The sequence below is a fragment of the Pantoea sp. ARC270 genome, assembly GCF_003236725.1.
Classification (GTDB): domain Bacteria; phylum Pseudomonadota; class Gammaproteobacteria; order Enterobacterales; family Enterobacteriaceae; genus Pantoea; species Pantoea anthophila.
The window spans coordinates 1-14,099 of sequence record NZ_PUGA01000041.1 but is presented as its reverse complement, the minus strand read 5'-3'; the positions used below and the strand labels follow the sequence as shown (position 1 = coordinate 14,099).

The following is a 14,099-nucleotide window of genomic DNA, read 5'->3' as shown; positions in this document are numbered from 1 at the left end:
CTTTCAATTCTTTGAAGGCGTTCAAAAAGTTAAAGAATTGATCGACGCGATATTGACTTTATTGCACCAATTAAGTGCATGAGAATAAGTAATCAACCGATTACATTAAGTAATGGAAAGAAAGTGAATAGCGGTGATTATTCAGCAGGTTAGAAAACAGACGGGAAAAATTAAAAAATAAGAGGCCAGCATCGCTGGCTGGCCTTATCAGATTAGTGCGTCAGCGCCTGTTCCGCTTCCTTCAGATCCTGACGCGCCTCAGCAAGCTTCTCTTCACGCTTGCGGATTTTGCTGGCACTGCGTTCTTCGGCTTTCGCCTGAGCCAGTTCCTGTTCGCGCTCCTGAACCTTGCTGCGCTTTTCGGCCACTTTTTCCTGACGCTGCTTCAGCAGGCCGCTTTCGGTGCAGTGCTCTTCAACCTCACGCCGCGCTTTTTCCAGCCCGGCAATCTGGTGAGAATTATTGTGCTGTCGGGCAAAGGAGAGCTGCGTTTCAATCTCCTGCTTTTTCGCTGCACAACCGGTTAACGCAGAGTCGGCATGCGCCGCCGTGAAGGTCAGGGGCAGCAGGCAAAGGCTGAGGGCCAGTAAGGTCTTTTTCATTGTCGTCTCATCTATGAGTCAGGAGGTAGAGACAACAGTATACGAAGCCGCCTTAAGCGGTTCTTAACAGAAAAAAATATTCACTGGCGCGGAAAAAGCGGAGAGGGGGAAAGGCTGCCTGCTGTCAGGCAGCGCTTGAGGCGGTTGATTGAGCAAGGCTAAGGCGGCAATCAGGACCACTGAGCATGACGGGATGCCCCTGCTGACTCTGCTGTCTGAAATAGTCCTGCATCACCTGACTGATGCCGGCACCACACCACATGACATGATGCGCATGGCGTCCGGTGTTAAATGCCGGTTGTCCGCTGGCAGTGGCATCCACCTCGACAGTAAAACCCATCGTGGTCAGACGAATGGCTTCCAGCCAGATTTCGGTTTTGTCCATGACGCTCACAGCTTCCAGAAACAGCGGAACAGAGGCGTGGTTTCGCGCCGCGTCACGCATCATCAGGTCAGCCTGCTGCTGCACCGTTTTTTCAAATCGATCAAGACGGCGAGTGGCACCCTGACGCCGGTCTGCGTGAAGCCAGACACTCAGAGGGCGCAGCAGATTAATAATGAAGTCATCACCGCTGTAGTTACCGGACATATTGTTCATCTGGCGCGAAAGCGACAGGGGTGACCCGAACTCAAGCTGCCAGAGCATGTCACCTTTACGCGCCGCCCAGCCGTGGGTCATGATCGAGGTGGCGGTCTGCTGACCCTGTCTGATCTCCTCAGGCGTCGCGCCCGTGGCAGTTAAGTCAACCAGGGTGCGGATTTCACTGAGCTGTGCGTCACTCCAGTGTTCAGCGTGTTGTCTGGGTGTCAGTAACCCCTGCTTCACCCAGCGCTTCAGGTTCGCAGGATGCGTGCCGGTTATTGCACAGACCGTTTCCGTTGTATGAAAAAGCATATCGTGCCCTCTGTTGAGGGAATGGCCGCCGGGGTTAACCGGGGATGAACGTCTACTATGAACCTGATAACCGCTAATGAACAGGGGGGCTCCGGAGGAAAAACAGCGGCCACGCGGCGTGACGCTGCGTTTATTCGTCGTGAGCAGCCGGGTAAATTGAGGCTGATCAGCAGGTTAAAAAATCTGCGGCCCGTGAAAAAAAAGACTGGTTATTTATTCAGTAAATATTCTTTACGCAACTATACCGGGCAAACGAGGGATATTTTAACTTTTTTAAGAGGATGCCGATCTCTCCTCCTCTTTTATCTGCCAGGCAAACGACTAAAATATGGGGTTCTGATGATCAGGAGAAAGAGTGCCCAATGCCTTATCGTTTTACCTTCGCCGCGTTGACGGTTGCTGCGTTATTAACCGGCTGTGCGAAACAGACGCCCAGCGATACGCCAGATGAATTTGCTGCGGGTCCGACGCAGATTGATGTCTCACACATTAAAACCCGTGCCGATGATGGTTCAAGCGTCTTCCTGACGGTAGATGGCAAAGATGCCGGTAAATTACCGAATGGCGAAAGCATGCTGCTGCACGTTCCGGCCGGAAAACACCAGATTGGCGGTTATGTACCGACGCTGTTCGGGATGGGGCGCGTCACCATCGCACCGGTGGAAGTGACCACGTCACCTCAGGACGTCAAGAAAGTGGCCTATACGGTCACCCGTAACAAAGCCACCTTTGTCGAGAACAAGGACGAGCAGGGCTAAGCAGAGGACAGCGGAGAGCAACGCTCTCCGCTGAACGCGCCACGGTTATAAGCCGAGTTCACTCAGGGAAGGGTGATCGTCAGGCCGGCGTCCCTGCGGCCAGTGGAAAAGCCGCTGCGCTTCGCTGATTTTCAGATCGTTGATGCTGGCAAAGCGCTGCTTCATCAGACCCTGCTCGTCAAACGCCCAGTTCTCATTGCCATAAGAGCGATACCACTGCCGCCGCTCATCGTGCCATTCATAGGCAAAGCGCACCGCTATCCGGTTTTGATCGAAACTCCACAGCTCCTTAATCAGCCGGTACTGCTGCTCCCGCTGCCATTTTTGCTCCAGAAAGGCGATGATCTCACTGCGGCCGGTCAGGAAGATATCGCGGTTGCGCCACTGGCTGTCCACAGAATAGGCCAGGGCTACCCGCCCGGCATCGCGGCTGTTCCAGCCATCCTCAGCCAGACGCACTTTCTCTGCCGCCTCTTCAGGCCGGGTAAAAGGGGGTAAGGGCGGACGTGAAGTTTCCAATGTTTCTCCTTAATGGCGCAAAGGCCCGGATGTTATCGCTAGCCGGGCTGAGTTACGGCCATATTAAAGTTCAAGCGCGTGGATCTGGCAGACGGCACGGGCCGCTTCCTGACCTTTTTTCACGAAGTGCTGGGTGTAGAAGTCGATAAACTCCGCCGAAGGCTGGAAGTTATGCGGCGTCAGGGAGACCGAGAAGACCGGCACGTTGGTGGCCAGCTGGGCCTGCATCAGACCACTTACAACCGCCTGAGCCACAAAGTCATGGCGATAGATGCCGCCATCCACGACCAGCGCCGCGCAGACAATCGCATCAAAGTTGCCGGTCTGTGCCAGACGCTGTGCCAGTAGCGGCATCTCAAAGGCGCCTGGCACATCCCAGGTTTTGATCTCATAGGAGGTTCCCCGGCTCTCCAGCTCCTGTTCGAATCCGGTCAGAACCTGAGAAACGATTTCGCTATGCCAGTTAGCTTTAATAAAGGCGACTTTCAACGGCTGCATGACTTACTCCAGTAAAAGGTAATATCCCGTGGTAATGAGCGCGATGACGTCCCTGAACCCCGGATGAAACGTTAAGCCGGACAGGCCGGTAACCTGCTGACTCTCATCACTATACTGTAATGTAAACATCCTGTGTCCACCATTGTCATTATGTGTGAATAACCTTTCCTCTCTTTGCGGGCATTAAACCCTGTCAGACAACCGCCAGAGCCGTTCAGACGCCTGATCCTGCCCGCAAAATCACTTTCACCGCCCGGTTTGCGTAACAGCTTCCGGTTATGAAACTGCTTAAATAAAATACTGGATATCTGAACAGTATTTTGTATAATAAATGGACTGCCCGCCGGGTATTGGTAGCGTTAGCGAGGGGTGAACCCATGATGATTTCGACTGAAAGCCTCAAATCTCTGGAACAATCGGTCACAATGAGCAGCCGTGAGCTGGCTCAGATGACCGGTATTACACATGGAGAAGTGAAGCGGTTAATCAAAAGTCTGGAAACGGCTCAGCGTCTTTCTCAGCCGCTCAAAGTGAATGACTATGAGCGCGAAGGGGAGGTGCGTCAGGAGTACCGCCTGAGCAAGCGTGACTCCCTGCTGGCCGTGGCACGCCTGTCGCCAGGCTTTACGGCCGAAGTGCTGGATCGCTGGCAGGACCGGGAAAGAACCACCCATCTGCCGGACTTTACCAACCCGGCTGAGGCTGCACGTGCCTGGGCTGAACAGTTTGAACAGCGTCAGGCGGCGGAGCAGCAGCTGGCTCTCTCCGCGCCTAAGGCCGCCTTCTTTGATAACTTCGTTCAGGTGGATGACTCGCTGGGCTTTCGTCAGCTCTGCAAAATGCTGAAAGCGAAAGAGCCGGAGTTTCGTCAGTTTCTGCTGGAGCGCAATATCATGTACCGCGCCAAAGGTACCCTGACGCCGCAGCATTACCATCTGCAGGCCGGCTACTTTACGCTGCACACCGGCACCGGCGAAAACCAGCACGCCTTCTCACAGGCGCGTTTTACTGCAAAAGGGGTGAAATGGGTGGCAAGCCTGTGGGCAGCGCATCTTTCCGCTCAGCCAAAAGGGGCCGCTGCGTAGCGGTGCCTCTGGCCTGGCGGGCTGGCGCGGCGTGACTGGCAGAGGTTAAGGCGCAGGCATCCGCTCATACATACTGTGCTGACATAAAAAAGGCCGCATCGGAATGCGGCCTTTTTTGATTTTTTGATCTCAGGGATGCATTGCGGGCGATTACCAGCCTTTAATTGCATCGCCTTTATAAACTTCTTCCGCTTTAGCCGCGACTTCAGGCGATTGCAGCGCCGCTTTCAGCTTCTGAATTTTATCGCTGTCTTTATTGTCTTCGCGTGAAACCAGCGCATTGACGTAAGGCGAAGAGGCGCTCTCCATAAATAAACCATCGCGGTGAGCGGATAATCCCGCCTGAGCCGAGAAGTTGGTATTAATGATCGAGAACGCCACGTTCGGATCATCCAGCGTGCGGGTCAGCTGCGGCGTATCCACTTCAACCAGTTTCAGGTTTTTAGGATTTTCGATGATATCCAGTGAGGTGGGTAAATAGCCCACACCCTCTTTCAGCTTAATCAGGCCCTGCGCCTGCAGCAGCAGCAGGCTGCGTCCCAGGGTAGTGGCTTCGTTAGAGATGGTCACTGTCGCACCATTCTGCAGCTCACTGATGTTCTTGATTTTGTGCGAATAGGCAGCAATCGGGAAGACGAACGTCTTGCCAACTACCGCAAATTTATAGCCGCGCTCTTTAGACTGATCTTCCAGATAAGGCAGGCTCTGGAAAGCGTTGGCGTCAACTTCCTTGTTATTCAGCGCTTCGTTCGGCAGCACATAGTCATTGAAGTTCAGCACTTCGACATCGAGCTGATATTTATCTTTTGCAACCTGTTTCACCACCTGCCAGATCGCTTCGTCCGGCCCGGTATTAATCGCCACTTTGACTTTGTTATCGTCATCTTTAGAGCAGGCGGATAATAATAAAACAGAACTGGCCAGTAATGCGGCAAACAAACCTTTCATTATCAGAAATCCCTCAGAGAATTGATGGCTTCAAAGATAATACAGAAATGTCAGGTTGCGAACTGACGGAGGGATATATCTTATAACCACATACCGGATATTGTTCATTAATTCATCAGGTCGGCGGCTTATGCCCGTGAATTAACCGATGCCATTCACGGCTGTCCGGGCGGTTTTATTCCTCTGGCGCACTCATCCGGTCAACATCCCCTCAGCCAGTACGCGCATTCTCTTCTACGCTTAAAGCCTGCGGTTCGCAGCATTGCATTGATTGTTAACAGGGAATACTGATGTCAAAAGATGAAAAGAACGGGATCGAAGCGGTTGAAGTCATGCGCAGCGGGGAGGCCTGGAACGGAGAGGTCATTGAATCCTATCCGCACGGCGAGCCGGAACTGACCGTAATGCGCCTGTCACTGCCTGCCCATACGTCATTGCCGTGGCACACGCATCCGATGCCGAATGCGGCGTTTATCCTTTCAGGCACCCTGATTGTGGAAGACAAAGCGAGCGGGGAGCAGCGTACCTTCCACGCCGGAGAAGCGCTGAATGAGACGGTTAACAGTGCGCACCGCGGCTACACCCTGGAGGAGCCCGCCGAGCTGGTAATTACCTATGCCGGGGTCAAAGGACAGGCGCTGACCGAGCCACTGCCGGGGGAACCCGAAGAGTTCTGACACCCTTGCAAAAACGGCAGTGCAGCGCGCTGCCGTTATTCATCCCGCCCGCAGCGCCGCCGCAGTCATTCACTTCCCTGATAAGCGATTCGCCAGAGCCTGCATATCCACATCCTGAAACCGCTGTTTTAGCGACAGGCGAGGCGCGTCACAGCTGAGTTCACGTGCGCGCAGAAATGGCATCCTGAAGAGGAGTGAATCCCGGCACTGATTATGTGCAACGCACGCTGCTGACTCACCATCACGGGGCCTGTCGTTTTAAAGCCTTTATAAGTGCATGATTAAATAGAATTTAAATTCTGGTACGCCAATTGCAATAACCCGTTCAGTAAGCAGCGCACTACACAACTGATACTGAATAGCTGGCTAGGGTTCCGGTTCACGCAGGTGAATGTCTGGTCCGAGAGCTGGCGACCTCTGCGAGGTTACACGGCGGGACAAAAGCCCGGGAGACAGCGGCACCATCTGGTGTCTTGCGCTGCTCCCGTTTTTTTGTGCCAACCAGAGGTCAACCATGAAGACATTTTCCCTTCTCCGCACGCTCATTCTCTCCCTGGCACTGCTGGCCAGTGTGCCCTCTTTCGCCGCAGTTAAAAAAGAGTTCAACGTCTGCTGGACCATCTATGCGGGCTGGATGCCCTGGGGCACGATCGCTAATGAAAAAATCATCGATAAGTGGGCCAGCAAATATGGCATTAAAATCAATATCGTCCAGCTGAATGACTATATCGAATCGATCAACCAGTACACCGCAGGGCAGTTCGACGGCTGCACCATGACAAATATGGATGCCCTGACCATTCCCGCCGCGGGCGGCGTCGATTCCACGGCGCTGATCACCGGCAGCTACTCCGAGGGTAACGACGGCATCGTTCTGAAAGGCGTGAATAAAAAACTCAGCGACCTGAAAGGCATGTCGGTTTATCTGCCCGCGCTGTCCGTATCGCACTATCTGCTGGTACGCGGTCTGGAAAAGGCCGGACTGCAGGAGAAGGATGTTAAGGTCGTGAACACCTCCGATGCCGATATCGTCTCCGCCTTTGGCACCAGCGGTGTCAAAGCCGCAGTGGCCTGGAACCCGCAGCTTTCCGTCATCAAAAAGAGCCCGCAGACCACAGAAGTGTTCAGCTCCTCCGCCGTGCCGGGCGAGCTGATCGATATGATGGTCGTGAACACAGAAACCCTCCACGATAACCCCGCACTGGGCAAAGCGCTGACCGGTGCGTGGTTTGAGATGATGGCAAAAATGCAGGCGGGCGATACCCAGGCGCTGAGTGCGATGGCCGCGGATTCCGGCACTGACCTCGCCGGTTATCAGGCACAGCTCAAAACCACCCATCTGTTCTGGACCGCTGCCGCCACAGAGGCCTTTGTCGCCTCGCCCGACCTGGCAAAAACCATGCAGCGCGTGGCCGCGTTCTCTTTTGATAAGGGGCTGCTCGGCGAGGGTGCGCAAAGCGCTGACTTCATCGGTATGGCCTTTCCCGGCAATCAGACCCTCGGGGACAAAGCCAACATCAGACTGCGCTTTGACGACAGCTATCTGAAGATGGCCGCGGCAGGCCAGCTCTGAATTCCGGGCTGAGGAGCTTACGCCATGCGCCACATTAACCGTTATCCCCGACAGGGAATGCGCCTGACGCTGATGCTGTTGCCGTTTGTCTTGCTGATCGCCGCCTAGTTTATCAGCTCGGCGGTGCGGCTGGAAGCAAACCCGCAGGATAAACTGCTGCCCGGTCTGTCGCAGATGATCGCCGCGGTTGACCGGATGGCGTTCACGCCCGATAAACGCAGCGGTGAGTTTCTGCTGTGGGCGGATACGCTGATCAGTCTCACCCGTCTGCTGACGGGCCTGATGATCTCTGCGCTGATCGGCCTGGGCATCGGTATTGCCGCCGGGGTGTTTCCCATGACCCGCGCGGCGCTGTCGCCGTTTATGACCGTCGTGTCGATGATCCCGCCGCTGGCGCTGCTGCCGATGCTGTTTATCGTCTTCGGGCTGGATGAGCTGTCAAAAGTGATGCTCATCGTCATCGGCATCACCCCGATGCTGGCCCGCGACCTGGAACAGCGGGCGCGGGAGATCCCGATCGAGCTTTTCATCAAAGCCCAGACGCTGGGCGCGAACAGCTGGACGGTGGTGTTGCGGGTAGTGCTGCCCCAGCTGCTGTCGCGACTCATTACCTCGCTGCGCCTGCTGCTGGGTTCGGCGTGGCTGTTCCTGATCTCCGCCGAAGCCATCTCTGCCACCGCCGGGCTGGGTTACCGCATCTTCCTCGTCCGCCGCTACATGGCGATGGACGTCATCATTCCTTATGTCATCTGGATAACCCTGCTGGCCTGGCTGATGGATCTGGCGCTGCGTCAGCTGCACAAAGCCTGTTTCCCGTGGGCGGAAGGAGGCCGGGAATGAGTTTTATCGATATCAAAAACATCTGGCAGGAATATGGCGACCACGTGGTGCTGGAGCGCATCAATCTGCAGGTCAGGGAAGGGGAGTTCTGCTCGCTGGTGGGTGCCTCCGGCTGCGGGAAATCGACTTTCTTACGACTGCTGCTCGGTCAGGAGCAACCAACGCGCGGCACCATCACGCTCGATGGTGAGCCGCTGCCGGCGGAGCCCGATCGCAGTCGCGGCGTGGTCTTTCAGCGCTACTCGGTTTTTCCTCATCTCAACGTGCTGGATAACGTCACCATCGGTCTGGAACTGCCGGCGTCACCGCTGTGGGGCCGGCTGCTGGGCGCCCGAAAACGTCAGGCGCGTCAGCAGGCCAGAGAGATGCTGGAGCGAGTGGGGCTGAGCCACGCGCTCGACAAATATCCGGCGCAGCTGTCAGGCGGGATGCAGCAGCGGCTGGCGATTGCCCAGGCGTTTGTCATGCAGCCACGGGTGCTGCTGCTGGATGAGCCCTTTGGCGCACTCGACCCTGGCATCCGCAAAGATATGCACGCCCTGCTGCTTCAGCTCTGGAGCGAAACCCGCATGAACGTCTTTATGGTCACGCACGACCTTGCCGAAGGGTTCAACCTGGGTACCCGGCTGCTGGTTTTTGACAAGGTGCGCCTCGATCCCCAGGCACCCAATGCGTGGGGAGCGCGTATCACCTATGACATTCCGCTCAACGAGACGCGGCTGTCCCAGCTGGCGACTGGCCGCAAAGACAACATTTACCCCTTAAAGGAGATCGCTCAATGACTGCACTTTTTCACTCCGGCCCCAGCCTGCGCGAAGAGCAGATTCCTGGCGGCGCGCATACCTCGCTGATCCTGCGTAAGGGCGGGATCCTGCGCCTGACCGATATTGATGGCGGGGCTAACGTCAGCGCCATGATGCTCAATCCGCACGAAAAAAGTGAACGGCTGAACCTGCCCGACACCCTCAAGGGTCAGCACACCGCGCGGCTGACCACCGGCCACTGTTTTTACTCTGATATGGGTCGCGTCCTGGCGGCTATCGTGGCGGACAGCTGCGGCTGGCATGACCCGTTCGGCGGCGTCCTTAACGCCGAAGAGACGCACGACAAGTACGGCAGCGGACGCTATCAGGAACTGCGCAACGGTTTCTACCGTAACGGCGTCGATAACCTGCTGGTGGAGATGGGTAAATGGGATCTCGGCCTGCAAGACCTGCTGATGGTGGTGAACTTTTTCAGCAAAGTCACGGTGGATGAGGCGGGGCGCTTTGCCTTCATTTCAGGCAACAGTCAGCCCGGCGATTTTGTTGAGCTGTATGCGCCGATGGACGTGCTGATCGTCCTGACCGCGCTGCCTCATCCTCAGGATCCCGCCACTGAGTATCTGCCGCGCCCGATTCAGCTGAACTGGTATCAGGCCGATGCGGGTCAGGCCCTTAGCGACGCCATTTTCACCCGCGATGAAAATCAGCGCGCCATGCAAAACACCCAACACTTTTCCCTGTAAGGAGGCTGTGATGACAGCGATTACCCCTGATTATCATCCTGAAACGGCAGTCTGGCGTCATGTGATCCCGGCCGGGGAGCCCTGTCTGTTCGAGGTCAAAAAAGGGCAGCGGCTGCGGCTGCTCGATCTCGAAGGTAACCAGGCGATCGATACCCTGTTCTATCGCGCCGATAACCCCCGCGAGCGTTACGATCCCCAGCGCACCCTGCGTCGTCAGGGAAAGGTCTATCTGACTACCGGCAGCGTGCTCTACTCCAATCTTGGTAATCCGCTGCTGGCCCTGGTTGCCGATACCTGCGGACGCCACGACACCCTGGGCGGGGCCTGCTCCCAGGAGAGCAACACGGTGCGCTATGCCCACGATAAGCGCTACATGCATAGCTGCCGGGATAACTTTCTCTGCGCCTGCCTGCATGATGGCCGCCTTCACAAGCGCGACATCGGCGCCAATATCAACTTTTTTATGAACGTTCCGGTGACGCCGGAAGGGCGGCTGACCTTTGAAGATGGACTGTCAGCCCCTGGCAAATATGTTGATCTGATCGCGGCGTGTGACGTGATGGTGCTGATCTCGAACTGTCCCCAGCTCAATAACCCCTGCAACGGCTGGAACCCGACGCCTGCAGAGGTGCTGGTGTGGAACTGAATCTGCATCCGACTGCGCGACAGCCGGGCCTGACATTCCCGCTCTGATCGATCGCCTGTCTGCCTCTACCGCCGCTGCACTGTCAGGTGCCGGTCATCCCCGGGGACGGCCCCAGGGAATAGCAAATTCTGCGGGACGACCCGCCTCCCTGTGAGCATCACCTATGTTTGATACGTTACTGATTGCCAATCGCGGCGCGATCGCCTGCCGCATCCTGCGTACCCTGCACGCCATGCAGGTGAAAGGCGTCGCCGTTTATTCTGAGGCTGACCTGAGCAGCCTGCATATCCGTGAGGCGGATAGCGCGATCAGCCTGGGCGACGGGCCCGCCGCGCAAACCTATCTGGTGGTGGAGAAGATCATCGCCGCCGCACGGCAGAGCGGGGCGAAAGCGATCCACCCCGGCTACGGTTTCCTCTCGGAAAATGCCGCCTTTGCCGAGGCGTGCGAGGCGGCGGGCCTGATTTTTGTCGGTCCCACGCCGCAGCAGCTGCGTACTTTCGGCCTGAAACACACGGCACGCGCGCTGGCAAAAGCCGAAGGCATTCCGCTGCTGGAGGGAAGTGAACTGCTGGCGGACCGCCATGAAGCCCGCCGGGCAGCGGCCCAGGTCGGCTATCCGGTCATGCTGAAAAGCACCGCAGGCGGCGGCGGCATCGGTATGCGCGTCTGCCGCGATGAGGATGAACTCGCCGACGCGTTTGACACGGTGCAGCGTCTTGGCCAGAACAACTTCAGCGATGCCGGGGTCTTTCTCGAAAAATATATCGAACGCGCCCGTCATCTTGAGGTGCAGATTTTCGGTGATGGCAAAGGCGCAGTGATCGCGCTGGGGGTGCGTGACTGCTCGGTTCAGCGCCGTAATCAGAAAGTCATTGAAGAGACACCGGCACCCAATCTGCCTGACGGCATGGCAGAGGCACTCTGTTCCGCCGCCATCGCGCTGGGCAAAGCGGTGAACTATCGCAGCGCCGGAACGGTGGAATTTGTCTATGACAGCGCTGCGCAGCACTTCTATTTTCTGGAAGTGAACACCCGCCTTCAGGTCGAACATGGGGTCACGGAGCAGGTGTGGGGGGTTGACCTGGTGCAGTGGATGATAGAACTGGCCGCCGGGGAGCTCCCGCCGCTGGATCGTTTAGCCGCCACGCTGAAACCACAGGGCCACGCCATTCAGGCCCGGATCTACGCGGAAGATCCGGGACGGCAGTTTCAGCCATCACCCGGTCTGCTGACCGATGTTTTTTTCCCGCCAGCCGGGGGAAAAACGCTGCGTATCGACCGCTGGGTAGAAGCGGGCAGTGAAGTGCCGCCCTTTTTCGATCCGATGCTGGCGAAAACCATCGCCTGCTGTCCCACTCGCGACGAAGCCATTGCCACGCTCGCTCAGGCGCTGGCGGAAACCCGGTTATATGGCGTCGAGACCAATCGCCTCTATCTGCTGCAGATACTGGCTTTTGCGCCATTCACCACGGGGAAACCCTGGACCCGCTGTCTGGAGCAGCTCGATTATCAGGCGGCCACGCTGGAGGTGCTGAGTGCCGGAACCCAGACCAGCGTGCAGGACTATCCCGGCCGTCTTGGCTACTGGGCGGTGGGGGTGCCGCCTTCGGGACCGATGGATGACCGCGCGCTGCGCTTCGGCAACCGCCTGCTGGGCAACGCTGAGGGCGACGCCGCGCTGGAGATCACCCTTAACGGCCCGACCCTGAAACTGAATACCGATGTGCAGGCGGTGGTCTGCGGAGCGCCGCTCCCCGTCACGCTGGAGGGGGTCGATCAGCCGATGAATACTGTCTTTGCTGTTCCGGCAGGCTCAACGCTGAAGCTGGGCGCGATCGCCGGTCCAGGCGTCAGAAGCTACCTCTGCCTGAGCGGCGGGATTCAGGTGCCGGATTATCTGGGGAGCAAAAGCACCTTTACGCTCGGTCAGTTCGGGGGACACGGAGGCCGGGCGCTGCGCAGCGGCGATGTGCTTCACCTGGCACCGCGCCCGGCAGACGTGACGGGCACAGCACTGCCCGCCTCGCTCTGCACGGGGCTGGCCGCAGTGCGCACGCTGAGGGTAATTTATGGCCCCCACGGCGCGCCGGAGTTTTTTACGCCCGACTATATCGGGACTTTCTTTGCCACCGAATGGGAAGTGCACTTCAACTCCAGCCGTACCGGTGTTCGCCTGATTGGACCGAAGCCGATCTGGGCCCGCGAGAGCGGGGGTGAGGCGGGACTGCATCCTTCCAACATTCATGATAATCCTTACGCGATTGGCGCAGTGGATTTCACCGGCGACATGCCGGTCATTCTCGGTCCCGATGGCCCCAGTCTGGGCGGCTTCGTCTGCCCGGTGACGGTCATCGAAGCGGATCTCTGGCAGCTGGGCCAGCTTAAAGCCGGTGATAAGGTGCAGTTTGTGGCGGTGGATATTCCCACCGCCCGCCGACTGGCCGCAGGAGGACGTGCCGAGCTGGCAACGCTTCAGCCACAGACGATCGCCTGGCAGCCGGCACCGCTCACGTCGCCTGTCGTGATGACCTGCGGTAAAGAGGATAAGCGTCTGGTGGCGCGTCTCTCAGGCGATACGCATCTGCTGCTGGAAGCTGGCGAGCCGGAACTGGATCTGGTGCTGCGTTTTCGCATCCACGCGCTGATGCAGGCGATGGAAGCGCAATCCCGTCCGGGGGTCGTTGATATCACGCCCGGCATCCGCTCCCTGCAGATCCATTTCCAGCCGGAAACCCTGACTCCGGAGGCGCTGCTGGCGTGGGTGCGGGAGGCGTGGGAGGGGGTCTGCACAAGTGATGACCTTCAGGTGCCGACGCGCGTGGTGCATCTGCCGCTCTCCTGGGACGATCCCGCCTGTCAGAAAGCGGTCGAAAAATATATGACCACCGTGCGGCAGGACGCCCCCTGGTGCCCGGACAACCTGGAGTTCATCCGCCGGATCAACGATCTGCCGGATAAACAAGCCGTATGGCAGACGGTGTTTGATGCCCGCTATCTGGTGATGGGGCTGGGCGACGTCTATCTCGGCGCGCCCGTCGCCACACCGCTGGATCCCCGCCATCGTCTGGTCACCACGAAATATAATCCGGCACGCACCTGGACAGCCGAAAACTCGGTGGGCATTGGCGGGGCTTATCTCTGTGTCTACGGCATGGAAGGGCCTGGCGGCTATCAGTTTGTTGGCCGCACGCTGCAGATGTGGAATCGCTATCGCGATGTCGCCGATTTTGGCGGTAAGCCCTGGCTGCTGCGCTTTTTCGACCAGATTCGTTTCTATCCGGTTTCGGCTGATGAGCTGCTGCAGATCCGTCGCGATTTTCCCGTAGGACGCTATCCGCTGCGCATAGAACAGGGCACGCTGCGGCTGGCGGAATATCAGCATTTCCTCGACCGCGAAGCCGGAAGCATCAGCGCGTTTCGTCAACATCAGCAACAGGCGTTCAAAGCTGAGCGTGACCGCTGGCTAGCCAGCGGACAGGCACATTACACCACGCAGGAGAGTGAGGTGGCGGAAACGGGAGACGCGCCGCTTCAGGCCGGGGAGCAGG

The 14,099-nt window shown here is 57.6% G+C and carries 13 protein-coding genes, 1 pseudogene and 1 riboswitch; of the genes and pseudogenes, 9 read left to right on the top strand and 5 right to left on the bottom strand.

All coding sequences use genetic code 11. From position 1 onward, the window contains the following. Positions 1 to 212: 212 nt before the first annotated feature. The gene (locus CKF42_RS17195) at positions 213 to 602 is read right to left on the bottom strand and encodes a DUF1090 domain-containing protein (RefSeq protein ID WP_009092965.1); all 390 of its coding nucleotides are present in this window, start codon (positions 600 to 602) and stop codon (positions 213 to 215) included. A 124-nt stretch (positions 603 to 726) separates the two neighbouring features. After that, on the bottom strand, positions 727 to 1,497 hold the full coding sequence (locus CKF42_RS17190; RefSeq protein WP_111208727.1) for a MerR family transcriptional regulator: 771 nt from the start codon (positions 1,495 to 1,497) through the stop codon (positions 727 to 729). Positions 1,498 to 1,859: 362 nt separating this feature from the next. On the opposite strand from CKF42_RS17190, the gene CKF42_RS17185 reads away from it, so the two are divergent. Beyond that, positions 1,860 to 2,255 carry a hypothetical protein gene (locus CKF42_RS17185; protein WP_046102667.1) on the top strand — a complete coding sequence of 132 codons (396 nt, stop codon included), beginning with the start codon at positions 1,860 to 1,862 and terminating at the stop codon, positions 2,253 to 2,255. Positions 2,256 to 2,300: 45 nt separating this feature from the next. Here CKF42_RS17185 and CKF42_RS17180 read toward each other — a convergent pair whose 3' ends face one another. Further along, the gene (locus tag CKF42_RS17180) at positions 2,301 to 2,774 is read right to left on the bottom strand and encodes a nuclear transport factor 2 family protein (protein WP_111208726.1); all 474 of its coding nucleotides are present in this window, start codon (positions 2,772 to 2,774) and stop codon (positions 2,301 to 2,303) included. A gap of 63 nt (positions 2,775 to 2,837) precedes the next feature. Further along, positions 2,838 to 3,272, bottom strand: coding sequence for a 6,7-dimethyl-8-ribityllumazine synthase (locus tag CKF42_RS17175; protein ID WP_009092969.1), 435 nt, complete (start codon positions 3,270 to 3,272; stop codon positions 2,838 to 2,840). A gap of 377 nt (positions 3,273 to 3,649) precedes the next feature. On the opposite strand from CKF42_RS17175, the gene CKF42_RS17170 reads away from it, so the two are divergent. Further along, a complete protein-coding gene (locus tag CKF42_RS17170; protein WP_009092970.1) occupies positions 3,650 to 4,357 on the top strand; it encodes a phage antirepressor KilAC domain-containing protein in 708 nt (235 codons plus the stop codon). Positions 4,358 to 4,507: 150 nt separating this feature from the next. On the opposite strand, the gene CKF42_RS17165 is transcribed toward CKF42_RS17170, so the two are convergent. Further along, on the bottom strand, positions 4,508 to 5,305 hold the full coding sequence (locus CKF42_RS17165) for a MetQ/NlpA family ABC transporter substrate-binding protein (protein WP_009092972.1): 798 nt from the start codon (positions 5,303 to 5,305) through the stop codon (positions 4,508 to 4,510). Positions 5,306 to 5,595: 290 nt separating this feature from the next. Here CKF42_RS17165 and CKF42_RS17160 point away from each other — a divergent pair, with 290 nt between their 5' ends. The 7 genes and pseudogenes from CKF42_RS17160 to uca all read left to right on the top strand — a co-directional run. Then, on the top strand, positions 5,596 to 5,982 hold the full coding sequence (locus CKF42_RS17160) for a cupin domain-containing protein (RefSeq protein ID WP_009092973.1): 387 nt from the start codon (positions 5,596 to 5,598) through the stop codon (positions 5,980 to 5,982). Between the two features lie 355 nt (positions 5,983 to 6,337). After that, a riboswitch (guanidine-I (ykkC/yxkD leader) is annotated at positions 6,338 to 6,436 on the top strand. A 60-nt stretch (positions 6,437 to 6,496) separates the two neighbouring features. Continuing rightward, positions 6,497 to 7,555, top strand: a complete 1,059-nt coding sequence (locus tag CKF42_RS17155) for a putative urea ABC transporter substrate-binding protein (protein ID WP_111208724.1) — start codon at positions 6,497 to 6,499, stop codon at positions 7,553 to 7,555. Positions 7,556 to 7,579: 24 nt separating this feature from the next. Then, positions 7,580 to 8,395, top strand: a pseudogene (locus CKF42_RS17150) (ABC transporter permease). Further along, on the top strand, positions 8,392 to 9,177 hold the full coding sequence (locus tag CKF42_RS17145) for an ABC transporter ATP-binding protein (protein ID WP_111208723.1): 786 nt from the start codon (positions 8,392 to 8,394) through the stop codon (positions 9,175 to 9,177). The pseudogene CKF42_RS17150 and the gene CKF42_RS17145 overlap by 4 nt, the downstream one beginning before the upstream one ends. Beyond that, positions 9,174 to 9,902, top strand: a complete 729-nt coding sequence (locus CKF42_RS17140) for an urea amidolyase associated protein UAAP1 (protein ID WP_111208722.1) — start codon at positions 9,174 to 9,176, stop codon at positions 9,900 to 9,902. The genes CKF42_RS17145 and CKF42_RS17140 overlap by 4 nt, the downstream gene beginning before the upstream one ends. Before the next feature lie 10 nt (positions 9,903 to 9,912). Beyond that, positions 9,913 to 10,548: an urea amidolyase associated protein UAAP2 gene (locus tag CKF42_RS17135; RefSeq protein WP_111208721.1), complete on the top strand. Its 636-nt coding sequence runs from the start codon at positions 9,913 to 9,915 to the stop codon at positions 10,546 to 10,548. A 163-nt stretch (positions 10,549 to 10,711) separates the two neighbouring features. Continuing rightward, positions 10,712 to 14,099 (top strand): urea carboxylase (uca, locus tag CKF42_RS17130; RefSeq protein WP_111208720.1); only part of this gene is annotated, 3,388 nt, incomplete at its 3' end.

Bases quoted from the DNA above. Each gene is read 5' to 3' on its own strand.
- CKF42_RS17195 (WP_009092965.1), bottom strand. From the start codon at position 602: ATGAAAAAGACCTTACTGGCCCTCAGCCTTTGCCTGCTGCCCCTGACC.
- CKF42_RS17190 (WP_111208727.1), bottom strand. From the start codon at position 1,497: ATGCTTTTTCATACAACGGAAACGGTCTGTGCAATAACCGGCACGCAT.
- CKF42_RS17185 (WP_046102667.1), top strand. From the start codon at position 1,860: ATGCCTTATCGTTTTACCTTCGCCGCGTTGACGGTTGCTGCGTTATTA.
- CKF42_RS17175 (WP_009092969.1), bottom strand. From the start codon at position 3,272: ATGCAGCCGTTGAAAGTCGCCTTTATTAAAGCTAACTGGCATAGCGAA.
- CKF42_RS17170 (WP_009092970.1), top strand. From the start codon at position 3,650: ATGATGATTTCGACTGAAAGCCTCAAATCTCTGGAACAATCGGTCACA.
- CKF42_RS17165 (WP_009092972.1), bottom strand. From the start codon at position 5,305: ATGAAAGGTTTGTTTGCCGCATTACTGGCCAGTTCTGTTTTATTATTA.
- CKF42_RS17160 (WP_009092973.1), top strand. From the start codon at position 5,596: ATGTCAAAAGATGAAAAGAACGGGATCGAAGCGGTTGAAGTCATGCGC.
- CKF42_RS17155 (WP_111208724.1), top strand. From the start codon at position 6,497: ATGAAGACATTTTCCCTTCTCCGCACGCTCATTCTCTCCCTGGCACTG.
- CKF42_RS17145 (WP_111208723.1), top strand. From the start codon at position 8,392: ATGAGTTTTATCGATATCAAAAACATCTGGCAGGAATATGGCGACCAC.
- CKF42_RS17140 (WP_111208722.1), top strand. From the start codon at position 9,174: ATGACTGCACTTTTTCACTCCGGCCCCAGCCTGCGCGAAGAGCAGATT.
- CKF42_RS17135 (WP_111208721.1), top strand. From the start codon at position 9,913: ATGACAGCGATTACCCCTGATTATCATCCTGAAACGGCAGTCTGGCGT.